This is a genomic window from Enterococcus sp. MSG3299 (assembly GCF_050555765.1).
Taxonomy (GTDB): domain Bacteria; phylum Bacillota; class Bacilli; order Lactobacillales; family Enterococcaceae; genus Enterococcus; species Enterococcus faecalis.
This window is the reverse complement of the sequence record NZ_CP187869.1, coordinates 318,284-343,429: the sequence shown is the minus strand read 5'-3', so window position 1 is coordinate 343,429 and position 25,146 is coordinate 318,284. Positions and strand designations below refer to the sequence as shown.

18 protein-coding genes, 1 pseudogene and 1 other annotated feature are annotated in these 25,146 nt (G+C 38.1%); of the genes and pseudogenes, 5 read left to right on the top strand and 14 right to left on the bottom strand.

Features of this window, described 5'->3' with window-relative positions; all coding sequences use genetic code 11:
- Window positions 1–71 precede the first annotated feature (71 nt).
- A complete protein-coding gene (locus IGL23_RS01835; RefSeq protein ID WP_002381189.1) occupies window positions 72–587 on the top strand; it encodes an HdeD family acid-resistance protein in 516 nt (171 codons plus the stop codon).
- Window positions 588–602: 15 nt separating this feature from the next.
- A complete protein-coding gene (locus tag IGL23_RS01830; RefSeq protein ID WP_002355262.1) occupies window positions 603–1,787 on the top strand; it encodes an AI-2E family transporter in 1,185 nt (394 codons plus the stop codon).
- Window positions 1,788–1,838: 51 nt separating this feature from the next.
- On the opposite strand, the gene IGL23_RS01825 is transcribed toward IGL23_RS01830, so the two are convergent.
- Complete coding sequence (locus IGL23_RS01825) at window positions 1,839–2,966, bottom strand: 5-methyltetrahydropteroyltriglutamate--homocysteine S-methyltransferase (RefSeq protein ID WP_033594271.1); 1,128 nt, start codon at window positions 2,964–2,966, stop codon at window positions 1,839–1,841.
- Window positions 2,967–3,026: 60 nt separating this feature from the next.
- Window positions 3,027–3,256: a binding site (T-box leader), on the bottom strand.
- Between the two features lie 117 nt (window positions 3,257–3,373).
- Entirely contained in the window at window positions 3,374–4,741 is a 1,368-nt protein-coding gene (locus IGL23_RS01820) for a PcsB-like coiled-coil domain-containing protein (protein ID WP_002410455.1), read from the bottom strand.
- Between the two features lie 185 nt (window positions 4,742–4,926).
- Between IGL23_RS01820 and IGL23_RS01815 the strand changes: the two genes are divergently transcribed.
- Window positions 4,927–5,106 (top strand): hypothetical protein, encoded by a 180-nt coding sequence (locus IGL23_RS01815; protein WP_016632398.1) that lies wholly within the window; start codon window positions 4,927–4,929, stop codon window positions 5,104–5,106.
- A gap of 91 nt (window positions 5,107–5,197) precedes the next feature.
- On the opposite strand, the pseudogene IGL23_RS01810 reads toward IGL23_RS01815, so the two are convergent.
- From IGL23_RS01810 to fdrA, 9 genes and pseudogenes are all read right to left on the bottom strand, one after another.
- Window positions 5,198–7,491, bottom strand: a pseudogene (locus IGL23_RS01810) (WxL domain-containing protein).
- Window positions 7,492–7,939: 448 nt separating this feature from the next.
- The gene (locus IGL23_RS01805) at window positions 7,940–9,163 is read right to left on the bottom strand and encodes an amidohydrolase family protein (protein ID WP_033594272.1); all 1,224 of its coding nucleotides are present in this window, start codon (window positions 9,161–9,163) and stop codon (window positions 7,940–7,942) included.
- 24 nt (window positions 9,164–9,187) lie between these two features.
- Window positions 9,188–10,609 carry a hypothetical protein gene (locus IGL23_RS01800; protein WP_002389832.1) on the bottom strand — a complete coding sequence of 474 codons (1,422 nt, stop codon included), beginning with the start codon at window positions 10,607–10,609 and terminating at the stop codon, window positions 9,188–9,190.
- Window positions 10,609–11,670, bottom strand: a complete 1,062-nt coding sequence (gene allD, locus IGL23_RS01795) for an ureidoglycolate dehydrogenase (RefSeq protein WP_033594273.1) — start codon at window positions 11,668–11,670, stop codon at window positions 10,609–10,611. Before allD ends, IGL23_RS01800 begins: the two co-directional genes overlap by 1 nt.
- 89 nt (window positions 11,671–11,759) lie before the next feature.
- Entirely contained in the window at window positions 11,760–12,980 is a 1,221-nt protein-coding gene (locus tag IGL23_RS01790; protein ID WP_033594274.1) for a dicarboxylate/amino acid:cation symporter, read from the bottom strand.
- 6 nt (window positions 12,981–12,986) lie between these two features.
- Complete coding sequence (gene arcC, locus IGL23_RS01785) at window positions 12,987–13,925, bottom strand: carbamate kinase (protein ID WP_002355252.1); 939 nt, start codon at window positions 13,923–13,925, stop codon at window positions 12,987–12,989.
- A 134-nt stretch (window positions 13,926–14,059) separates the two neighbouring features.
- Window positions 14,060–15,313, bottom strand: coding sequence for an MFS transporter (locus tag IGL23_RS01780; RefSeq protein ID WP_002355251.1), 1,254 nt, complete (start codon window positions 15,311–15,313; stop codon window positions 14,060–14,062).
- 9 nt (window positions 15,314–15,322) lie between these two features.
- On the bottom strand, window positions 15,323–16,156 hold the full coding sequence (locus tag IGL23_RS01775) for a DUF2877 domain-containing protein (protein ID WP_033594275.1): 834 nt from the start codon (window positions 16,154–16,156) through the stop codon (window positions 15,323–15,325).
- Window positions 16,149–19,160 carry a DUF1116 domain-containing protein gene (gene fdrA, locus IGL23_RS01770; protein ID WP_002355249.1) on the bottom strand — a complete coding sequence of 1,004 codons (3,012 nt, stop codon included), beginning with the start codon at window positions 19,158–19,160 and terminating at the stop codon, window positions 16,149–16,151. Before fdrA ends, IGL23_RS01775 begins: the two co-directional genes overlap by 8 nt.
- Before the next feature lie 122 nt (window positions 19,161–19,282).
- Here fdrA and IGL23_RS01765 point away from each other — a divergent pair, with 122 nt between their 5' ends.
- Window positions 19,283–20,875 (top strand): PucR family transcriptional regulator, encoded by a 1,593-nt coding sequence (locus tag IGL23_RS01765; protein ID WP_002355248.1) that lies wholly within the window; start codon window positions 19,283–19,285, stop codon window positions 20,873–20,875.
- The gene (locus IGL23_RS01760) at window positions 20,850–21,662 is read left to right on the top strand and encodes an alpha/beta hydrolase (protein WP_033594276.1); all 813 of its coding nucleotides are present in this window, start codon (window positions 20,850–20,852) and stop codon (window positions 21,660–21,662) included. The genes IGL23_RS01765 and IGL23_RS01760 overlap by 26 nt, the downstream gene beginning before the upstream one ends.
- A gap of 38 nt (window positions 21,663–21,700) precedes the next feature.
- Here IGL23_RS01760 and IGL23_RS01755 read toward each other — a convergent pair whose 3' ends face one another.
- The 3 genes from IGL23_RS01755 to IGL23_RS01745 all read right to left on the bottom strand — a co-directional run bounded on the left by IGL23_RS01755 (window position 21,701) and on the right by IGL23_RS01745 (window position 24,984).
- Entirely contained in the window at window positions 21,701–22,912 is a 1,212-nt protein-coding gene (locus IGL23_RS01755) for an amidohydrolase family protein (protein WP_033594277.1), read from the bottom strand.
- A gap of 51 nt (window positions 22,913–22,963) precedes the next feature.
- A complete protein-coding gene (locus tag IGL23_RS01750) occupies window positions 22,964–23,767 on the bottom strand; it encodes an ankyrin repeat domain-containing protein (RefSeq protein ID WP_033594278.1) in 804 nt (267 codons plus the stop codon).
- Between the two features lie 173 nt (window positions 23,768–23,940).
- Window positions 23,941–24,984 (bottom strand): DUF4822 domain-containing protein, encoded by a 1,044-nt coding sequence (locus IGL23_RS01745; RefSeq protein ID WP_033594279.1) that lies wholly within the window; start codon window positions 24,982–24,984, stop codon window positions 23,941–23,943.
- Between the last annotated feature and the right edge of the window lie 162 nt (window positions 24,985–25,146).

The window sequence follows — 25,146 nt, the reverse complement described above, 5'->3', positions numbered from 1 at the left end:
AGAGCTACCACTCGCACTTTTTTCTTTTTTCCGCTAGAATAAAAGAAACAATAACATTGAGGAGGATTTTTATGTTCCAAACTTTTAGAGAAAATTTTCGGCGCCATACCCTATTGCGCGACGCCGTCTTTATCGTTATCGGAAGTGCCATTGTCTTTAATCCCGGTGCTTTCTTCCAGTTCGTCGGTTATTTAATTGCTGGTTATTTGATGCTTTTAGGGTTAATTAATATTTATGATGACTACAAAATAAAAAAACAAACGGGTAGCTGGGGACTTGGTTTCGTAACAGGTTTAATCTTTGTCGTCTTAGCAGTAGCCTTTTTATTTTTTGCACCGGTGATTGTTTCGATTCTGCCGTTTTTATTAGGGATTAGCATTGTTATAAACGGCCTCGTTCAATTGACTTTTGCTTTAAATACTCGTCAAACAGGCGCGCTTATCTACAGTATTCTGGTTTTAATCGCTGGAGCCGTTTTAGTTTTTAATCCCTTCAAAAGTCTCTTAGTTTTGATGCAAGTCTTTGGATTTATCCTGATTTTCATGGGTGTCATTGAAATTATTGGTCATTTTAGAAATAAAGCTTAACGAAAGGAGCAACTTATGGATAAAGAAAGTACCAAGTGGATCCGCTTTTTAGGTGGGAAAAATTTACTTTACACATTAACTATCCTTTGTCTAATTGCTGTAACTATCTTTTTATTCAACACTGTTTCATTTATCTTTAAACCAATTTTTGTTATTTTTAGTGCCGTCTTAGGCCCGGTACTTTTTGGTATTATTCTATTTTATTTGCTTAATCCAATGGTGAAACGCCTTGAGAAAAAAATTCCCCGTGTTTGGGCGATTGCGATTCTCTATGTCTTAATTATTGCATTACTAGTGTTAGCTGGACTGCAACTTTTCCCAATTATCCAAGACCAAACGGAAGAATTAATCAAACAATTCCCAAGTTTTTGGAAAAGCACGCTCCAAACAGTACAAGAATTTATGGCTAAAACACCTTTTGCAAAAGATTTAGAATCTGCTAATGAGTCGATTAATCAGCTCTGGGGCAAACTTGCAAACTCCTTTAAAGACTTTGCAGGGGATTACCTACAAACAGGCGCACAAGGTCTGGGAAGCGTCTTTTCTGCAGTCTCTTCTACTTTCCTAACCTTGTTTACAGGACCTATCATCGCCTTTTTCCTTTTAAAAGACAAAGAAAAGTTTTATCGCTTTGTAAAAGGCATCATTCCCCCAGCTTTTCGTCCTGATTTTGATGAATATAGCCAAATTGCCAACATTCAAATTGGCGATTATCTAAAAGGTCAAGTCATTGCTTCGTTGGTTTTAGGGATTATGTATTGGCCAGCTTTTCTATTAATTGGTTTACAATTTGGTAGCATTTTAGCTTTAGCTGCGGGTATTTTATGTATTATTCCTTATATCGGGCCATTTATTGCCTTTATTCCAGGATTGATTATTGCCTTTCAGGATTCCACATTTATGGTAGTAAAATTCGTTATCGTCTGGTTTGCCATCCAATTGATTCATGGTGATTTTGTTATTCCTCGTGTGATGGGCGATAAATTAAAAGTCCATCCGATTACTATTTTACTTGTCTTGTTAGTTATGGGTGAACTGTTTGGTTTAATGGGCGTTATCTTCGGGATTCCAATGTATTGCCTAGTTAAAGTGACAGTCATTTATTTATTCCGCAAATTCAAACAACGCTATAACCGCTTTTATGGTGACAACGGCGAGTATGAACACACGAATTTTACTAAAGATCAATATTTAAAATAATACAATGAAAAAACTGGGACATAAGCCGTTTAGACTTATGTCCCAGTTTTTTTACCATACTTCTCTAGCAATTTCTTGAAGTAATTGAACTTTGCGCCATTGTTCTTTCTCCGTCAAACGATTTCCTTCTTCCGTTGAAGCAAAACCGCATTGCGGACTAATACTTAAGTTTTCTAAAGGAACAAACTGTTGGGCTTCTTCAATTCGTGCTTTCACTTGTTCAGTCTCTTCTAATTCAGGAAACTTAGAAGTAACTAAACCTAAAACGACTTTGCTGCCATTATTTTGCCAATGTCTTAATGGTGAAAAGTCCCCTGCACGATCTGAGTCATATTCCAAGAAGAAACCATCATAATTCGTAGCAAATAATTCTTTTGCTATCGGTTCATAACCACCTGAAAATAACCAAGACGAAGCATGGTTCCCACGGCAAATGTGCGTGGTTACAGTTAAATCTTCTGGCTTACCAGCTAAGGCTTCATTAATAATCGTGGTACACACTTGTGCAATTTCTTCTGGCTGTATTCCTTTTGCTCGTAATTCTTCTTGTTTTGTCTGATCCGCTAGAAACGCCCAATTTGTATCATCAAATTGCAAATAACGGCAACCTCTCTCGTAAAAGGCCGCAATTGCATCTTTATATGTTTGTGCTAAATCCTTATAAAAATCACCAATCTCTGGATAAATTGTTTGAATGCGCGAGGTGCCGTCGTTGGATAAAATTTCTTGACGTAAAATCATGGTCGGACTAGGGATCGTTGCTTTGGCTACCGTGCCATCACCAACTTCCGCCACCTCTTTTAAAAATGAAAAGTCCTCTAAAAATGGATGTTGCGCAGGAAAAGATATTTTATCCACTACGCGGATATTATAGGCTGGAGCTGCTTTTCCATGAAAGGTTTGGTTATACCCCGTTTCTGGGATATAGCCTGTCACACCATTTAATCCTTCTAAGAAATCAATATGCCAAAAACCGCGACGAAATTCACCATCTGTGATTCCCCGTAAACCGCCAGCTTTTTGTTTTGCTACTAATGCTTTGATTTCCTCATCTTCAATAAGACGTAGCTCTGCTTGAGATAAAGCACCTGCTTGGACCTTTTTCCGTGCTTTCTTAATTGTTTCCGGACGTAAAAAACTTCCCACATGATCAACTGTAAAAGGAATCTGACTACTCATTTGCCTCACTCTTTCCTATTTTTATTTATAAAAAAACGCCCTTTTACTAGCCGTAACTAGTAAAAGGGCGATTATTATCGCGGTACCACCTTTTTTCGGAAAGATGACTCTTTCCCTTCAACTGACAATCATAATCAGCGGTCTTGTTAACGAAAGACATTACGTTTTTGCCTACGTTTCGACAAAAATTCCTCCTAGGCCATTTTTCGATACAGACATCTAACTTTTTTCACCAACCAAAGTCTCTCTACCAACTGTCTTGTATTTACTTTCCTATTCAACGGAAATTATTAGATTATAATTAGAATACCACGTTTAGCAAATTTGTCAACGGAGATGGATGAAATAGTAATGAAAAAAGCAGCTTCTTTTCAGAAGCTGCTTACGTCTATTTTTATCATTGCTGATTAGGCTGAGTGTCCTACGATTGTGCTACCTGAGTAACCAAAACCGACACGCGTAATACCTGGGTTAATTTCCCAATCACGGTGACCGCTTCCTGAAGCTGTTACCATGTTTGTTTCGTTGTACCACGCCATGATTACTGAGTTACCTGGCGCCCACATAATTGCGATAACTTCATCTCCACGAGACCAGTGATCATTTGGAATACCACCTGCTTCAACTTGTGCTGCACGAGCAGTTGCAGAAGCTGCTAAGCCTGCATCCCATACTACTGGACGTAAACCTAATGATTGACGTAGAACGTTCAATGCATTGATTGTTGGATCAGCAGAAGGCGCTGGTGTTGGTTGCTCTGGTTCTGGTGTTGGTGGTGTAACTGTTCCACCACCAGTTTGGCCACCATTATTTCCATTATCACTTGGTGTTGTAGGTTGTACTGGTTGTTCTGATGAAGAAGAGCCAGTATTTTCTGTTGCACTATTATCTGTACTTGGTGTAGTTGTTTCAGTTGTTTGTTGCGTGCTTGATTCAGTTGCTGAGCTTGAGCTTGCTGGTGCTTGCGCTTCTGTTGTTGAAGAAGAGGCAACTGGTGCTTCTGCTTTTACTTCAGCTTTAGCTTGAACTGGTTTTGCAGCAGCTTGTTTAGCTTTTTCAGCTGCAGCTTTTTGTTCAGCAGCTAAGCGTGCTTGCTCTGCTTCAGCAGCTGCTTTTTGTTTTTCTAAGCCAGCTTTAGAACTTTCAGCTGATGATTGTTCTAATGCTAATGAAGCTTTCATTACATTTAATTCAGATTGTTTAGAAAGTAAATCTTGACGTTTTGTTTCTAATTCAGCTTCTGTTGCTTCAAGTTGTTTCACTTTTTTCTCGTTTTCAGCTTTTTTATCAACAACCGCTTGTTTGTCTTCTTTTTGTTGTTGCATTAAGTCGTTGTTGGCACTTACGATTGTTGAAACAGCTTGAACACGGCTGATTGCATCTGCAACTGAGTCCGCATCTAAAACTGCATCTAGCATTGTTGTGCTTTGTCCATTAACTTGAACATCACGTGCTTGATTTTTGATTGCTTCGTTACGTTTTTCAATACGTTGATTCAAGTTTGTAATTTCTTGTTGTAATTGTTCTGATTTTGCTTTTAGTGTTTGCTTTTGTTCACGTAAAGCCATGCTTTCATCAAATACTGAAGATACTTCTGCTTCTAAAGAAGATACTTGTGAAGCTAAATCCCCTTGTTTTGCTTTTAATGATGAAATTTCTTGATTTTTTTCTTCAATTTTTTTATCAACATTGTCCGCCAAAGCGATGCTTGGGGTAGCAATTGCTGATAGCGTTAATGAACATAGTAATACTGATGCAAATAGACGTTTCTTCACTTGTCATTCCTCCGAATTAATTTCTAAAGTTTATTTAAAATATCTTAATCTTTTCTTACGACAAAAACATTCTACCACACCCATATTTCAATTAAGCAATAGAAATGTTACAAAAACATTTCAGATCACTCGTTCTTTCTCCATAATAGGTAAACTTACCTTTTGTAAGGCTTTTATGCCTTGTCATGACTGGTTTTCATGTGTTTTCAATTGTTAAACAATTCTTCGATTTTTTTTCATATTTTTTCTTTTTTTATTCAAATTTTGCTTCTTTTTTGTCGATATATGCTTTTTTTCGTAAAATTAATCATTTTTCCTTCTTTTTAGCAAACTTTTTTGTTACAAAATTCGTTATATTTTGGTAATGAATCAAGAAAAAGGCCGCTTCGTTGAGCCGCCTTTTATTATTTCTATGCAATGTTTTTGATCAAACTATTCAACTTATTTTTTATGGACTTATGGGCCTGTCACTAAATTCCAAGTCACCATTGCTTGATAAGTTTGATCTTTTCTACCTTGATTTGCTGGAATTTCTAATTTGATTTGATCAAAAGAAAAATCAAATTGATAAACATCACTTTCGTCAAACTGACCATTGGCAACAATATGGCTAGCTACACCGTTGGCAACTAATTGAATAGCGGTTGTTTTGCCAAGAGCAACTTTAGTTTCCGTTGGTTGATTGTACTGAATAAAACCTGAAACATTGGTTGTTCCTAACAATAACTTTGTCATTGATGATAGTTGATCCACTCTTCCTTCAAAGGGGGATAGTTCTGCAGTTAGTGCCCAATTGGGTTGTGATTTTTTCAAACGTAAATATGGATTTTCCTGACCATTTTCATAATAATCTGCTGCTTGCTTTAAACCATGTTGCTGCGTGTTGCTAGAAATGGCGACTTTACCAAAATCAAAAGTTGGTGTGCTGATAAAACCTTCCTCATCTGGTGCCACAATTTCTTGATTTTTAGGTTGGATTCTGACAGTATCAGCTGCGTGAACAGCAGAAAAATTTCCATTCATTTCAACAGCCGCTTGTAACACTTGATCTGGTTCACCTGTAGCAATTGTTGTCATCATAATAGTTGCTGTCTGACCAATAGGCACTTCCGTATTTAAAGCAATGCCAACTCGCCAATTTTCATCAGTAATAGGAACAATTTTGTTTGGTTCAGATCCAACACGAATCGTGACTTGGATTGGCCGAGCTAGACCTGGTGACCAACCAATTGCTGGCTTTAAGTTTATTTTTTTAACGGTACTTCTCCCACTTTTGTAAGCATAATCTGCCAAATTTGTATATAACCACTTGGCATGACTTTGACTAGTCCTTCTATTTGCATTTCAGCTTTTGCAGTTATTTCCTTATACACTGCTGTAATAGCGTTCATTTCATTAAAAACAGGGGAGTTTATGGGTCGCTTCGTTTTTTCTAAGCTCTCTTGTTTTGTTTTATCTTGATACCAACCTTGATATAAATAAGTTTTACCGTTAACGCTGTATTGTTGTGGCAGTTTTTTTCCAGCTAAATAGCGAAAGCCATCCGTAGTTATTGGTTGTTGGTGATCCTGAATAAAATCAGATGGTGGTGCAATTTCAACACCATTGACATCCTCAAATGTATAATTTTTTTGAGGTATCTCCTTATAGACAACAGTTAAATCATCATTGTCGTCATAGGTAATATCATAACTGGGCGTTACGCTTTTTTCTAAATTTTCAGGTTTCGTTTTCCCTTTATACCATCCTTGAAATTGATACGTTTTTGAGTCAATTTCATAGCTACTTGGCAAAAGACCTTTCTGTTTAAAGGCGTAAGGGTCACGCTCAATAAGCGTTTGCTTTCCTTGTCTAAACCCCGGTGGTGGAGGGATTGGTTTCCCTTGAGTATCCACAAAATGTTCTGTCACTATGCGATTGGTAACATGATAATAAACCGGCCCTGAAAATTTAAAGTAATTCAATAGCCCAGATTGATTCGATGAATCAACCTTCACTTGGTTGTACAAAGGAACGATTAGTTTTTGGCTCTCGCTAATGTTAAACGTTACTCCTGTTTTCTGACTATATTGTTGTGCAGACATTTTTTCCAATTCAAATTGCGAAATTGTTGTTGGATATTGGTTTCCTGATGCGTCGGAAATAGTTGGCAGCGGATAATTGGGATCAATTTCCCCTTTCTTATTGTATAAGCTTAAAGAAGTATAATATCTTGGTAAAAAAAATGTTTGATTACTCGCTGCAAGCACCGTTGACATGTCGGAATAGACGGCTACTTTCTCACTTGGAATTACCACTTCTTTTAAATTAGCCACTGTAGATGCTGTCACTGGTTGACTTTCACCTTCCCACACATTTATGCCATTTGGGGAATTGCCTTGCCAACTATGATACTGTAGAAGGATCTCATTGGCGTTTACTGGCTGCCCCTCTTCATTAATAAATCCATAACGATAAGTTAGGTTAGGCGTCTCAATTCTTTCTCTAATCGTTTGACTTGTAACATTAGCCCCATTATCGATTAACTCACTTTTTGGCAATGCTAGTGGTTCTTCATCATGTAGTTTATCCTTTGTCTGTGGTTGTTCACTTTCGGCTTTTTCTGCTGTTAATGAATGATTGGTTCCTTCTCTTACTTGTTTTGTACTTGGTAATGTTTCTGCAAAAACAGTTGTCTGTATTAGTATGGGGAATACTAATATATGGCAGATGCCCGTTACTATCAATTCTTTCCATTTACTTCGCTTCATATTGTCCCTTCTTTCTAAAGAACAATCCAACAATTCTTAGTTTAACTAAACATTAAGACACTAAACTTAGCAGAATGATCACTTACCATTTTCAGCAACAGTCTTGTCTTGTGGTATCGGTTTCATTTTTCTTTATACTTTGGATCATTCACTTGTTTCAGCGCTATTCGTCCAATACTTCTTTTTACTAACCAGTTATAACTAGTTTAGCAAAAAAGAATAATTTCTGAAATTCCGAATTTTAAACAGACAGGAGCATTTCCTGAAGATTCTATATATATCAAGGAAAATCGACCAAAAATAAACTGAAAATAAACTTTTCAATAGAGAATCATAGCTAAAACAGGATAAATTAATCATATTTTCACCTTCCTAGCTTTACCTTTATCAAAAAAAGCTCAAAATGTTAGTTTTGACAACTAACATTTTGAGCTTTTTGTTTTTTTTCTTAACGAATGATTTCGACTTTTTTGTCTGTCTTGACTGTAACACGGCCGTTTTTAATAACATATAACCGTTCTGGAATATCAATAATCGCATGTTCAACCACTTTTGTATCTAATAGGACTAAATCTGCTTTATTCCCAACTGCGACACCGTATCCTTCTAGTCCCATCGCACGAGCAGGACTTGTTGTTACCATTGGTAGCACTGCTTTTAAGTCATCCGCTCCACCTAGGTGTCCAACAGGAATGGCTAGCATCGCTGTTTGAACAATATCCCCTGTGCCATATGGTGTAAAAGCATTGCGAATATTATTTGTAGCAATACAGACATTCACGCCACCATCGCGTAATTTACGGATTGGCGTAACCGCACGTCGAACATTGTACTGATCACCACGAGCCCCTAAATGTAAATCCGTTGCTGGTAAAGCCATCACGCTAATATTTGCTTCCGCCATTTTTGCAATAATAGGCGCCAATTCTGCTTCAGGTAAGGCATGCAATGCCGTTAAGTGGCCCACTGAAACACGGCCTTGGTAGCCTTCAGCGATGGTTTTTTCACATAAATATTCAATACTCATATCATCAGCTTCATCGGCAAAATCTTGGTGTAAATCTACATCTTTATCATATTTTTTAGCAATTTCAAACACTAAATCAATATGTTCTTTCGCTGGTGCATCATTATAAGGAATACCGCCGACAACGTCTGCGCCCATATCCATTGCTTCATACATCATTTGTTCTGTTCCAGGGGCTTTAAAAATTCCTTCTTGCGGAAACGCAACTACTTGCATGTCAATTAACTCTTTGTATTCTTCTTTCAAACGCATAATTGTTTTGAAGCCAGTAAAACCTTGCGCTGGGTCAAATTCTGCATGCGTTCTTAACGCCGTGGTTCCATGAACGATTAACATTTCTAAAGCACGTTTGGCACGGTCGTAAATGTCTTCTTCGGTAAATGTTGGTTTTAATTCTGCGGTTACTTCAATTGCTTCTTTCAACGTACCTGATTTATTTGGTTTACGATCAGCGATTAATGCCTTGTCCAAATGTAAATGGCTTTCTACAAAACCTGGGATTAAAACACGACCATCTGCTTCGATGACTTCTTTGGCATCGCCAGTAATAACTGGGGCGATTTCAATGATTTTTCCTTCTTTAATAGCTACATCTTGTAATGCTTCACCGTCTTGAAGACGAACTTGTTTAATTAATAAATCCATGTTTTCCACTCCCTAAATTGTTTTTTATCCAAAGATTAAACCGATAACTAATAATAGTACAGAGGCAATACTTAACCATTTCACGTTTCCTTTAACAACATCCAAAATTGGAATTTGGAAGCCTGAAGATAAAGCTTGCATAGTAATATTAACGAAACTCATTTGACTACCTAAACCAACACCCATTGCTACAAAACCTAATGCTAACGGCGGGAAGTTCAACGATACAGCAACTGGTAGCACTAAAGTTAAAACAGAACCTACGTAGGCCCCAGCTGGAATCCCAATTAAAATCCCTGTTAAAATAGCAACTGGCACGACAATAAAGGCTGGTGCATTTTCAGCAACACCTGCGATTACAGCAAACGTTCCTGTTTCCGCAATAACATTAATAAAGGCTAAGAAAATCCCTACTTGGAATAAACGAGTCAAAATATATGTAGACCCATCTACCATCGCTTCGACAGATTTGTTCATTGAGAAATCTGTACATAAGAAAATTAAAACTAATGTTAAAATCATGTATACAAGTGGCGTAAAGAAGGCAAAACCAATTAAATCATTCACAATTGGTCCAAAAATTACAGCAAACAATAAGAAAATGGCTGGCAAGGTAATTTTAAATAATTCACCATTGCTCTTTTTATCAAATTCATCATCTGCCGACTCTTTAAAGCCAACATTTCTATGTTTCGTTCCCCAAAAGGCTAACACAATCGCTAATGCTACGAAGAATAACCAGTAAGGTCGCATGGTTGAAACATATGAACCGACACTGATATCGCCTAATTTTGAAACAATACTTGATTCTAATGAAGCGGGTGATGTTGTAAATGATACCGCAGCAGCTAAAGACATTGCTGCAATTAATTCAGGAACAACGCCAACTGCAGCAAAGGCCAATGGTGCAATAACCATCGCACTTCCGCCACCAATTCCTGACATATATGTGGCTGCGGCTAATAAGATAACAATAAAAGCTGAAACATACTCGACTTTTCCTTTTGTGCCTCGTTTGGCTAAAGTTAATGCAGCTGAATAACTACCTGCTTTAAAGACCGCCATCGCAACAGCTGAATTAATGATGGGAACGGTAATTCCTAACATCATTGGGATAGCTTCCAACATCTGTTTATTCGCTTCTTCTAGTCCAATGCCGCCAATCAGCATCGCTAAGACGCCACCAATTAAACCAGCGATAATCATATCGACTTTCATAAACAATAGAACCAAAACAACAATCAATGGAATAATCACAACTAATGCCATGATTCCTGTCGGGGCAACTACATCCCCAATCTCATCAGCAAAGGCCGCAACTGGCACAAAAATACTAACTAAAAATGCAAAAATAAGTGCTACTTTTGACGATTTTTTCATTTTACTTTCCTCCAATAGAAAGAAGGCGAGAGCAACGCAGTAGCGAATACTCTCTGCGCTCCTCATTATTTGGCAAAGGCACCTTGCCCGCCATATTTATCGTAATGTACAATCTCACTAACTAAATAATCATAAATACTTTGTGGAATTTCAATGCCTTCTGACATGGCTTTTTGATAGTTTAGCTGACCAAATTCTCCTGGATAGTAAACTTGTTGAAACCCTTCTGCTGTAGGCACACTATGAAGTTCTTCCACCATTTGATTAATATTTTCTTTAAATCGTTCAGAATCTGTAAAGCGGCTTGGATCAATGACTAAAAACATCTGACCCAGATTCCGTTTCTCCGTTAAATCCGCATACATGGAACTGACATGTTTACCAAAAGGTAAGCCTAACAACGAACCAGCTAAGACATCGACCATCATCATTAGTCCATATCCTTTTGGTCCTGAAATCGGCAATAAACCTCGTACTTCATAAGGATCAGTCGTTGGCTGGCCTTTTTCGTCTACTGCCCACGTGTCGGGAATTTCAACATCTCTTGAACGTGCATCTAAAATTTTCCCCCACGCCTGTACTGTCGTAGCCATATCAAACACGACTGGTTCATGACCTGCTCTAGGTGCTGCAAAAGCGATTGGATTTGTTCCAAAATAATTGCTTGTACCACCAAACGGTACCACCATTGGATCAGATTGACACATCGAAAGAGCAACCATGCCTTGTTCCGCTGCTTTTTTAACATAATACGATAACGTCCCGCTATGACTCGTTTGAGAAACGCCAACATATGCTAACCCTGATTCTTTGGCTAGGTCAACTGCAGCAGCTAATGCTTCGTTACAAACAAATTGACCCACGCCATTATCGCCATGAAAAATGGCAGTGGACGGTCCAGTTTTTTCAAATGATAATTCGGGATCAATCGTGATCCCGCCTTTTGCAATCCGTTCCGCATAATAATCCATGCGAACCGCCCCATGTGAATGAATACCGCTAGCATCTGCAAAAGTTAAATGTCGAGCAACTTCTTCGGCATGTTCAGAATGTAAACCAGCAGCTTCTAATTTTTGTTTCATCAGCTTTTCTAATTTTTCCGGTGTAACGACAACCATTTCTTCCATTGCGCTTGCTCCTTTATCATTAATCTTAAAAAAGGGAAAGAAAACAAGTGATTTTCTTCTTCGTCCTTGCATTTCCTCCCCTTTTTTCACTACTTATTGCTACTGTTAAAGACAGTATAGTCAATTTCATCCACTGATTTTGCAACTAGGATAGCAGAGTAAACATCTGAATTGACATTTAAAATTGTTCGTAACATGCCAACAAACCATTCGACGCCTGCAAAAATTGCAATACTCTCAATGGGTAAACCCATTTGCGGAACAATCACTGCCAGTGAGACTAAGCCCGCACCGGGAACAACTGCGTTTGCTAGTGAGACAAACGTTGCTGTAATTGCTAAGTAAATCATTTTCGTAATATCAAACTCTAGCTGATACATCTGAGCGATAGTCATTACAGTAAAAGCCATATGCATCGCTGAGCCGTTACTGTTTAATGACATACCTAACGGCAACACTAAGTTAGTAATTCGCTTACTTAAACCTAATTTTGTTTCTGTTTCTTCCAAAGCTACTGGTAAAGTAATTGCTGAAGAAGTTGTCGCCAAGGCCATCACAGACATATTTTTCATGTTTGTAATTAAACGTAGTGGACTTACTTTACAGTACAATGTGATAACCAAAATCCAGATGCCCAAAAATAAAATAGTTCCTAATCCATAGACCAATAGATACTTCACTAACGGTAAAATAATTTGAAGGCCTAAGTGACTAATTGTTGAAGCAATTAAAGCAAAAATCCCCAGAGGTGCTAGATACATGACGTATCGAATGACTGTAATGATAACTTCATTAAAGTCCACAATTATTTGGAAGAGTTGCGTCTCTGGATGGCTTTGTAAGTATTTATTCAGTGCTAAACCAAAAAATAATGCAAAGACAATAATTTGAATAATCGATCCTTGAGTCAGTGAATCAAAAATATTTTTCGGAACGAAATTTAAAATCGTATCAGTGATTGAGATTTCTTGCGCTTTAATAGAAGCATCTTGGAAGCCAGTCATTTTAACACCGTATCCTGGATTAAAAATGACTGCCATTAGGACGCCCCATAAAGCGGCAGCTAAGGAGGAAATCCCGAAAACAGCGATTGTTCTACCCCCAAGGCTCGTTAATTCTTTTGGATTAATACTGCCAACTGCTTGGACAATTTGCCCTAAGATCAAGATAGGAATAGCCATTTGCATCAGTCGCAAAAAGACATCTCCAACTATTTTCAAGTAATTGCCGCTAGCAGGAATCAAGAGTCCTACGAGGATTCCTACGACAACAGCAATTGCAATTTGGGTGATCATGGACAGTTTTTTCATGGTAAACTACCCCTTTTGACTGATCACAGTTCCTGCTTCTTTATCGATGTTTTCTAAGTTTTCGATAGAAGTAATGATTGCTTTCCGTTTGTCATCACCTTTTACGAAGTCTAAGGCAGCTTCGATTTTTGGTAGCATACTACCAGCAGCAAAGTGACCTTCTTTAATGTATTCTTCTGCTTCGGCTACACTGATTTGTTCTAATGCTTTTTGATCTGGTTGATTGTAATTAATGTAGATGTTATCAACGCCTGTCAAAATAATCAAACGGTCTGCATCAACGTTTTCAGCTAAAACACGTGCAGAGAAATCTTTGTCGTTAACCGCTTCCACACCTACGTATTGTCCGTCTTCTGCTACGACCGGAATGCCCCCGCCACCAGAACAGATAGTTAAAACGTCCGCCTCTACTAAAGCACGAACCGCCTCTTTTTCAACAATTTCTTTAGGCATTGGTGATGGAACAACTTTTCGGTAGCCACGGCCAGCATCTTCCACATACGTAGAGCCATCTTTGGCTGCTTCCGCGTCAGCTTCTTCTTTTGTATAGAATGGACCAATTGGTTTGGATGGTTTTTTAAACGAAGGATCTTCTTTGTCCACACGTACTTGCGTAACTACAGAGATAACTGGTTTAGCAATGTTACGTTTTTCAAACTCATTAGTTAAAGCATTTTGTAACCAGTAACCGATGCTTCCTTGTGTCATCGCAACACAAGTATCCAATTTCAACGCTGGATTTTTTTCACTTTCGCCTGCTTTTTGTTGTAAAAGCAAATTCCCTACTTGTGGTCCGTTTCCGTGACAGACAATGACTTGTTCCCCTTTAGCAACAAATTCTGCAATATATTTGGCCGCGTGATTAACGACGGCTTTTTGGCCTTCATCTGTTGGATCCGTATCTAAAATAGCATTCCCACCTAGGGCAATTACGTTTAAACTCATTGATTGATTCGCTCCTTTTTAGTAAAGCAAAGACAAAATCTTTTCAGTATCGACGGATAAGAAATAATTTGTTTACGAAATGAAAGATTTTGTCTTGCTCATTTTGATTGTTTCAGTCATTATCGAAGGGATAATTAACCTAATTTCGGTTTACTCTCATCTTTAGCTAAGAAAGCAAAAGCTAGTAAACCAATAACTAATAGTACACAAGAAAGATAGAAGCCAACTTGCATTGAGCCTGCTGTATCTGCTAAATATCCTGTGACATACGGTGCTAGGATTGACCCTGACATCCCGATAAAATTATAGGCACTTAACGTTGTTCCTAAGGCCGCTTTTGGTGCATGTTTGGTAACAAAAGTCACCATAATTGGATCTAACGCTAATTTCCCTGTTAACCCATAAAGAATTAAAACAGAAATTAACAATGTCCGATTTGTTACAAAAGCAATCGCAAAGACAGATAGGATTGCTAAAGGTACTAATGTAAAGACTAATTTTTTCGTCGCACCTGTTTTATCATTCAAACGAGCGAAGATTAAGGCGCCTGGAATAGAGGCCCATGGTACAAGTGATGAAATGAAACCAACGCTCGCTCCTGTAAAGCCACGTTCAGCAATTAAAAATTGTGGCAACCAAGTAATAATGACAAAGTTTGCATAAATACTTGTGAAACATAAAATAAATGCGGCTAATAAATTACGATTTGAGAAAATTTCTTTTAATGAGATCTTTTCTTGCGGTCCTTCTTCAGCAGCTGCTCGTGCAGCTTCTTCACCAGGACGAATCACTTTTTCTTTCAAAATTGTATAGAAAAGAATTCCTACGATAAACGTTGGAATCGCCATGATAAAGAATGGTTTGCTCCAATGTTCACCATTTTCTAAAACCAACTTACTTGAAAGTAAGTACCCACCTGATGTACCGAAGGCCATCCCACTATTGATGATGGCATTACCGATGGTCCGTTTACTTGCTGGAATCGCTTCTGTCGATAGCGCATATTGCGGGCCATAGTAAGCGCCTTGACCAATACCAGCAATTGCACGAATGACTAAAAACATAACAAAGGTTGTCGCTAATCCACTAAAATAAGTAGAAATAGCAAGAACGATAAACCCAACAGCAATGACTAATTTCCGCCCAATTTTATCGCCAATCATCCCAAAAGGAATCTGTGCAACAGCATAGGTTAGAAAGAAGATACTATTGGCTAAACCAAGTTGTGTGTTACTTAGACCAAATTGTTCTCCAATGACCCCCATCACTGGATTAAAAATAGTTCGTGTTGCGTACATTAAAATCCAGCCTACGAAGAAAATGGCTACGACTTTAATCCAGTAACTATTGCTCACTTGCACTGCTTGATTTTTTTTACTATTCTCCATGTCTTCTCCTCACTTCTCATCTAACTCTACAGATTGTAAAGCTAGTAACATTCCAAATGACATATCTTTACCAGAGGAATGTCCGATTTGTATAATTCTGTCAATATTTTCGTCAACTCTATTATCCCGATGGTTCTCCAAATCCAAGAGTAACTGATACAACAATGAATTTACATATCCTTTAGCCGAGCTTGCAATATAGCCTTTACTAACATCTGTTGTGGATAAATTTGCTGCCGAAAGAGTAGCGGCTAACGCCGCAACTCTTTCATCAGCAAGTATGAACAGAATTGTTTGATACGCTACTAAAATGTCATCACCACTCGGGGTTAACCCTTTGCCCCGACCAATCAGATAATTCGTTACTTCTTGCCATTCCGATAGTGTCCAAACTTTTTGTTTTTGGCTCATTTTTTTGAAAATATGCTTTGCTCGTTCGTCTAAAGGCAGGCCAATTCTACGTTCTAAGTTTCTCGCTAATAAGCGGTCTCGCAACAAGCGTAATTGGTCTTTTTCTAACTTGAAATGAGTAATGTTTAAAGAAACGACCTCGGCAGGTGTGAGTTGGATCGTTTTCACGCCGACTGTACTGTAAAAGGTCAACTGATTTTCTGTGATTTTGACTTTATTACCTTGTTGTACATACGGAAAGATTTCTTGAAACAATTGATCTGGCAAAAACATACCAAAGCTTGATAAATAATTATGGAAGTTTGCAACATTGATTAATTGATCCTGGACTTTCAGATTAAATGAACGTTCAAAAACACTGTGAATGGTTCCCATCTTGCCATATTGGTGGATAGGAAAAATGTAGTCACTAATGACTAGTTGGTTATTCAACCGTAATGCCTAGTTTCTCAGCATACGCTTCTAGGGCTTTTTCAAAACAGCCTAGAGGTGCTCTAACTGTCCCTGCACCAATTTGACCAACACCGGCATTTTTGTGTGCAATCCCTGTATTGATGATTGGTGTAATTCCTAATTCCACCACTTTACGGATATCAATTCCTAAACAAGTTCCTTGGAAATCCCAAGTTGGAATTGAGAATGTTGGGTTGTGTCCTTCACAGATTTTTGCCATTTCATTTGAGGTTGCTAACGCATCTTCAAAGCCACCTGCACCAACAAACCGTGTTACGCCAGGTGCAGCTACCATAGCCATTGCTCCAACGCCTACTGTTTCAGTAATTGCACTATCCCCGACATCAGGATTTCCGTCTTCTTCGCTGAAACCAGTGAAGTAAAGACCTTTTGGTGTATTTACTGGTGCGGTATGCCATTGATCGCCTGTTTCTGCAATCCGAACCCCAAAGTTCACGCCGTTACGAGTCATAGTTGTGACAATCGTTCCGTTGGTATCTTTACGGGCACCATCAACAATTGCTTTTCCAGTTGCCATCATGACATTTAAGAAGAATTGATCTGTGTCAGCTAAGAATTTGATTACTTCGTATTTTTGATCTTCTGGAATATCTGTTTTGATAATTAATGGAGACAATTCTTTTAAGAAGTTCAAAGATGCGGCAATATTTCTTTGGTGGAACTCGTCACCCATTGTAATAGAGCGCGCAATCAATACGTTTAAGTTCAAGCCTTCTTCAGAAAGTTTCAAGGCTTTCGCAATAGTTGGTCCTAAAACATCTTTAATCCAATCTAAACGATCAACTACTTCTTGTGAATAAGCACCAAAACGCAATACTTTACCGATACCTTCATTCAAGATACAGTATGCTTCGTTACCTTCTAAGCGATTTTCTACAACAAAGACTGGCATATTACCAGAAGTAATACCGCCCATTGGTCCAACTGCTTTTACATGGTGACAAGGAATGAAACGTACTTCGCCAGCTTCAAAAATCTTCAAAGCATCTTCTTCATTGTCTGCCCAACGTTCGAATAATGCAGCTCCGATACAAGCACCTTTCATTGGTCCAGTCATTTCAGACCATTGGATTGGTGGTCCAGCATGAAGTAATGTTTTTTGTGCATCATCATTTAATTCTGGAATCACTGATTTCGCAGGTACCACATCTACTAAGAATGGTTGTGCATTTTTAATTTTGTCTGTTACTTTGTGATTTTCAGCTTCGATTTGTTCACTGTAATCTTCCAAAGCATCCAAAATTTTAATCATTTTTTTATTGCCGTTAGCACGTGGACGCCAGTTAAATTGAACGGTTTCGCCACCGTAATCAACGATTGATTCTGTAAAGCTTTGCAACCCAACGTTAATAATTCTTGGTTTGGTTGTTAATAGTTCCATTACTTTTTCGCCTGGTTTTGGTACATCGACAGTTGGTCCGTTGTAAGCAACCACTTCTTTATCGTCTTCTGAAATTTCGATTCCTTTTAGCAATAGAGCTAATTGAACAGCTTTAGCATTGCTTTCTGCAACTAAAACGCCGCCTTCTTTCAAACGATCAACCGACGATTGGTAATTTTGCGGATCTTTCGTAGTCCCACAAACAGTTGCAACAAAGTAAAGATCACGTCCGGCTTCTTTGGCTGTGGCACGCGCTTCTTCAATTGCTGGTAACAATGCACCAACCATGTCTTCATGAGCACCGTAGCCTAACACCACATCGAATAAGATAATCCCAGTTTTTTCATCTTGTGCGTATTCACGAATTTTTTCGATACGAACATCTGGGTCAATCATTGGGTGCGGACGACCTTGTGTATACATATCATCGCCTAAGTCAATGACTTCATAACCGTGAGATTTCAAGACATAACCTTCTGCTTTCACTAAACCGCCAAGATCTAAAGCTTCAGAAATTAACATACCTGCTTCAGAAGCTAATGTACCACCTGAATATAAGCCTTTTACAACTTTATCTTCTGGTAATGTTGGTACAGCTGGTTTTGCTAATGCTTCAAAGTAATTTTTCTTCACGGCCACATCATTTGCTAAATCAACAGCAATTTTAGCTGTTTCTTCTAATGTATGAGCTAGATAAACTTTGCCTTCGTGACTTGTTGGTTTTTCTCCTAAGAAAATCGCAACGACTGGTTTTGAAATACTTTGTAATAATTCAACCACTTCATCACGAACTTCTTTTGCAGGTGGTTTAGAAATAACTGTAATCACATCGGTTGGTTCGTGATTTTCTAAAGCCACAATAGCATCTTTCACTGTGATAGCGCCTACTTTGTCGCTTAAGTCACGACCACCAGTACCAATGGCGTGAACAACTCCGCCACCTAAGCGGTCAATAATCGTTGTAACTTCTTGAATCCCTGTTCCTGAAGCACCAACAACGCCAATGTTTCCTGGAGAAACAACATTTGTAAAGGCGATTGGAATACTTGAGATAATACCAGTTCCACAGTCAGGGCCCATCATTAGTAAGCCTTTTTCATGCGCTAATTTTTTCAAACGTACTTCATCTTCAATTGACACATTATCCGTGAAAGAGAACACGTGTAAATCATTTTTTAAGGCACGTTCCATTTCTGGCGCACCATATTCACCAGGAATACTGAATAGCGCTACATTCGCCTCTGGTAAAAGATCAAACGCTTCTGACCAAGAAGTTGCTGCTTGTGCTTCTTCACTAGTTCCCTTTGCTGATAAATCATCTAAGAATTCATCAATCGCTGGCATAACTTCTTCCATGATGTTTTCTTTTTCGCTGTCAACCACAATCATCATGTCGTTTGCAGACGCACTATTGGCCTCATCCGTTAACAAGTTTGTGTTGTTAAGGATGTCTTTGTTGGCATCTGTTCCCATCATGATTTGACTCATGGTTACACCATCTAATGCATTGATTTTATTGGTCAATAACATTAAGTTGATGGAGTCTTGGTAATTGTTTTTCAAAATTACTGTGTGTAACATTGTTCATCCTCCTATCTATTCCTTACAATGCTATTGTATCGAAACGAGAAAGTGTTTTCATCGGACATAATTCTAAAAAAATGGTATAATTTTTATCCATAAGAGGAAAAAAGGAGAAAACGATGAAATTAAGAGAGTTATTATCGATAGGTGACTTAAAAAAAGGTAAAATTTTGACGAAAGAGATTGGTTTAGACAATGAAGTTGACTCGGCAATGGTCTTAGAAGCGATTGACATTGAGAACTGGAGTAGAAAGAATCAGTTAATTTTGACTTCTTTCTACGCATTGCATGATCTACCCGAAAAAGAGTTGGAAAATTTTTTCGTAAAGATGCGCCGAATTGGCATCAGCGGCTTAATTTTGAAAACAGATCGATTCATTAAAATGATTCCAGAGTGGTTTATCGAATTATGTTTCAATTATGAAATTCCTTTAATTAAAATCACACAAGACATTAGCTATGAAAAAATTCTATTTACGATTTACGAGCCTTTGTTGAATTATCAGTCGCATGTCTTACGTACGTATTACGATGTGCGCCAACGTTTCACCAAATTAGAGCGCCACTACCCAACGGTTGAGACGATTATGCAAGAATTTTATGACATCATTAAATTACCCTTCGCTTTAAAAATGTTGGATAAACATCTGGAAATTAGCGATGGTGACTTACCCCATGATGCGATTGTGCTCTCAAGAGAAAAACTAAAAAACAGTGAGTTCACTAAAAATGATTACTCTCTTTTAACACTTTATTCTCATGCCAACCCCAAAAAACAGTTGGCACTAGAAGTTTCTATTTTCAATAGTTATTCCACTAATTGTTTACTTCTGGTTTATTTACAAGATGAAAAGGTTAAAGAAACGGATTTAGTGATTATCGAAAATGCGATTGATGTCTTACAAGAAAAATTCAATACCGAAAATTTGTTAAAAAAAGAACGGTATACTCGTTTGAACAACTTAGCGGATGCTATTTTACAAAATACACCGCAAAATCCTGACGAGCTAAACAGTTTGCTTCGTGAAGTGCAAATGCAAGAGCTAGATTCTTACCAAGCGATTGCTTTTTCTACCAAAGACACCAATACACAACTCATGAAAGAACGAATTATTGCCTTACTTCGTACCCTGCGTGTGAAATCCATCTTCTTTGATCAGCTAAATTATTCGGCGGTCCTTTTTAACTTCAATGAAAGTGATGGAAAAATTACAAAGCTGCAATTAAGTCGTTTATTAGCTGAACTTTTAGAAGAAAACGACACGCTTACCGTCGCCGTCAGCAGTTTAAAATCACGAGAAGGGATTAAAGAGCTACTGATTGAATGTCTGGACATTCTGCGCTTTAATGAAACTTTTTATAACGGACCAATTGTCACCTTAGCCGATATCGGGGTATTTAAAAATTTTATCCGCGAAGACCAATTGGAAAATTTAGACGAATTAATTCCTCGCGCACTTTATCAATTAGCCGAAAATAACTACGATTTGTTTGAAACCTTGTACAGTTTTTTCCAAAATAATCGCAATTATAAACAGACCTCTGAAGCGATGTTCCTTCATTCAAAAACGATTCGTTATCGTTTAAACAAAGTGGAACAACTTCTTGATATTGACTTAGCCAATCCCTTGCAATTGTTAAATTATGAAATTGCCACATACATTATAAAGATGAGGAGACGTGCACTTGAAAAACAATCAAACACTCGCTAATGGCGCAACAGTTACTATCTACCCCGCTACGACTGAATCAACGAACTATGTCGTCTATTTACACGGTGGCGGGATGATTTATGGAACCAAAAGTGATTTACCAGAAGAACTGAAGGAGCTGTTTACAAGCAATGGCTATACCGTTTTAGCACTGGACTATTTGTTGGCTCCAAATACAAAAATCGATCACATCTTAGGGACACTAACAGAAACCTTCCAATTGCTAAACGAAGCGATTATTCAAAACCAGCCCTTTGGTTTGTGCGGACGTTCCGCTGGCGGTTATTTAATGTTACAGTTAACCAAACAATTACAAACATTAAATTTGACGCCACAATTTTTAGTCAATTTTTACGGCTATACAGATTTAGAATTTATTAAAGAGCCACGGAAATTATTAAAGCAAGCCATTTCCGCTAAAGAAATAGCTGCTATCGACCAAACGAAGCCTGTTTGGGATGATCCTTTTCTTTCTCGCTATCTGCTGTATCATTACAGTATTCAGCAAGCGCTATTGCCGCACTTTTACGGATTACCAGAAAATGGGGACTGGTCTGCTTACGCACTGTCAGACGAAACATTAAAAACTTTTCCACCTTGTTTCAGTACAGCTAGCAGCTCAGACGAAGAAGTGCCGTTCCGCTATAGCAAAAAAATCGGACGGACCATTCCTAAGAGTACCTTTAAAGCGGTTTACTATTTAGAACATGATTTTTTAAAACAAACCAAAGATCCTTCGGTCATCACTTTATTTGAGCAATTGGATAGCTGGCTGAAGGAACGATAAGCATAACAAAAAGAAGCGAGAAATCTCGCTTCTTTTTGTTATTTTTGATAAAGTGTGGTTCCTTTTACCACACTGATTTCCACCGGTGTCTGACGAGCGACAAAAGCCGCCGCACATTCTGCTTCAGTGAGTAAGTAAGTTGCTTCAGCACCAACTTGCGGCCAATTTGCTTGCCCTTGTTCGTCTAAAGTTGTGACACCATCTGTCACTAAGCCCAATAATTGGGTTAAAGCATCTTGATCTTTCACATTAAAAAGTTCACCTAAACGAGCCAATTTTTCTTGTAATGAACCATCACCATAGGGAGACCAGCAATCGTAGATATTGTCACAACCAAGATGGACATTGACTCCATGACGTAACAATTCCATAATTGGCGGAATCGTATTAGGTGTGATTGGCACGCTGGAATTAATATGAATTTTTTCTGCTGCTAAAGCATCATAAGCTTCGGCACGTTCTTCACCAATGAAATCATTTAACCCGAAGGCATGGCTGATAAATACTTTGTCTTGTAGGCCATATTCTTTCGTTAAACGGATAATTTCTTTAATCGTTGTTGTCCCAGCTTCGTGACGGTCATGTAAATGAATATCCACACCGACACCATGTTTATCTGCTAAGCGGAATGTTTCAGCCAATGATTTTTTGTAATCACCATCTAGTGAATAAGGATCCACGCCACCAATAAAATCGGCACCTTTTGCCAATGCTTGATCAACTAATTCAACGGAATCTGAACGTAGTAAGCCGTGCTGTGGAAAGACGACAATTTCTACCGCAAATGGTTTCGTTTGGGCCAACGCTTGGACTTCATCAAAATAACGTAAGTCTGTCATCGGTTCCACGTCGACATGTGTTCTGAAGGCTGTCGCGCCATGTGGTAATTCTAAGTCAATTAAATGATTGGCGCGTTCTGTTAAAGAAAGTTCTAAACTATCTAAATAAGGGATTTCTGCTTCGACACGTTCCACAATTGACTTCGCTGGCGTCACCGGATACCACGGAACACCTAGTTTACTTTTATCAAAGTGACAATGTTTTTCAATCAAACCTGGTAAAATCAATTGATGGTGACCATCAATAATTGTCAACCCAGGTTCTTCTACCAATTCTTCATTGGGGATGATTTTCGTAAATACTCCATCTGTTACTTCAATTGCCACTTCTTTGGTTACTGTCCCAGATAACCAGTCACCTTCTTTTTGATACCCTGTTTCAATTCGAACATTTTTTAACCAATAATTCATGCTTTCCTTCACTCCTACCTGTATTTATTCCTTCCCGAAAGGACACAATACTTAGTTGTACTGTGCTAAAATTTTACTAATTTCCGTATAACCTTTTTGATTGGCATAGTCCATTGCTGTTCGACCAGAATTGTCTTTAATGGATTGATCCGCACCATTTTCCATTAACAATTTTACAATATCTTGGTAAAGTTGGTTCCCTTCACGTAACCCCACTGCCTCAATCAATGCTGTATAGCCAAAGTCATTTTGGAAATCTATGTCTTCTCGTCCATCTTCTAACAAGAGCTTCACATTGTCAATATGTCCTTTTTCAGCTGCCGGAATTAACGCATTGCCACCGTAACGGTTATGCTTATTTAAATCTAGGGTCGCATTTTTTAACATATACGCTAAAATCTCCGTACGTCCTTGCGCTCCCGCATAAAGATAGGGACTATCACTAATGATATTTTGCAGATTAATATCGGCACCCCGATCAATCAACGCTTTTGCAATCTCAATGTCATTATTGTGAACAGCGATATTGAGCGGTGTGTTGCCTTCTGTGTCGACTTCATCCACTTGATAAGTAGTATTTTGTAAAATTTCCTTGACCTTCTTCGTATCTCGTTGATTGGCTGCTTCTAAAAGCGCACCCACTTCATAGGTCTTCATCGGTTCTTTCACTTCCTCTTTTGATGTTGTTTGAGCCACCGAACGGGTTGTACTGGTGCTTTCAGTTTTTGCACTACTTTGAGTAGTCACCGTTTGACTATTTTTTGACGCTGCGGAGGGTGTTTCTCCTCCTTGACACGCAGCAAGTAATGGAATGGTCATGACACTTAATAGCCCCATTAAAATTTTTTTGTTCATTGTGCTCAACTTCCTTTCCTCGAGAGAAATATGAGATTTTTCTCCAGTGGTTCTAATCTAACGAATCTTTTTTTATTTGTCGATTAAAACGCTTTCTCTGTTTTTCTATTTTAAAAAGAGAGAAACCAAAAGAAGTCGAAACTTTTTTTGGTTTCCATTCGTATGTTTTGTTCTTAAAAGGTAAATTCAGGATTAAAAGTTCCTTGGTATGGTTCATGTTCCACATAGACTTGGATATCGTTTCCTTCGTTATCTTTACCCATTCGTGTGTACGTAAAACGATTATCATTCAATTCTGTTAATTCTAAGACAGCGCCATAGCGATTGGTTCCAATGGACACATGGGCACGGAATTTATTTTGATTTCCTACTTTAAAGTAGCCATAGTCGCCACGAGTTTCACCAGTTTGTAAATTGAAAAATTCATATTTGCTGCTGTCTTGGTCAAATTTCGCTAAGCTGATAAAGTTTTGGTTGGCCGAAGTTACGTCATTGCCATCTTTATCCACTACTTTTGTGCCATTCCAAAGAAGTTGCGGTGTCCCATCAAAGGAAGTTTTACCAATAATTTCATCCCCTTGTCGATTTACATCAATCTGGCCTGTTTGTTCTGTCATGGCACGGCGTCCATTCGTGAATTCTAGTGTTCTGGGACGATTATTGGGGTATGGCTGCGGACGACCATAAACTGGACCTGAGGTTGCTTTGTTTTCTACGAAAACTTCAATATCATTTCCGTTTTTATCTTTACCCATCTGTCTATACGTAAAAGTATCTTGGTATAAAGTTCTAAGTGGGTATACACCTTGATAATTTTTGGTTTCAGAAATAATTACAAGACGGGAAACATCTGTAATACCAGCGGTCATAAAGAAGGTTCCTTCATCTCCTGTTGATTCTCCAGTCTCTTTATCAAAAAATTCATAGAAACTAGTGGTTGCATCAAACTTAATTGCATGTAATAAATCCTGATTTTCAGCGGTTAAGTCGGTCCCATTTTTATCATAGACACGTTGACCTGCCCAATCTTTTTCCGATAACATTTCATCTTGCCGAATACCAACTGAACGTAAATACTCAGGTAAATCCCCTAAATTATTGGGATTGTCTACGCTTTGAGGAACGTATGCTTCTGCCGTCAAAGCCCCTCCTGCTCCACCAACTAATAACGCACTTAAAGCCAACAACGTAATTGTACCAACGATTTTTTTCTTCATAAACGACTACTCCCTTTCCTTTTGATAATTTAAGGATAGCAAGTAGTTATTAACTCCACCTGTCCATAACATGAACAAATTATTAAATAATAATCATTATAATTATCTTAATAATAATATTTAATTATAACTAATAACAATTTATTTATAGAGGAAGAGAAA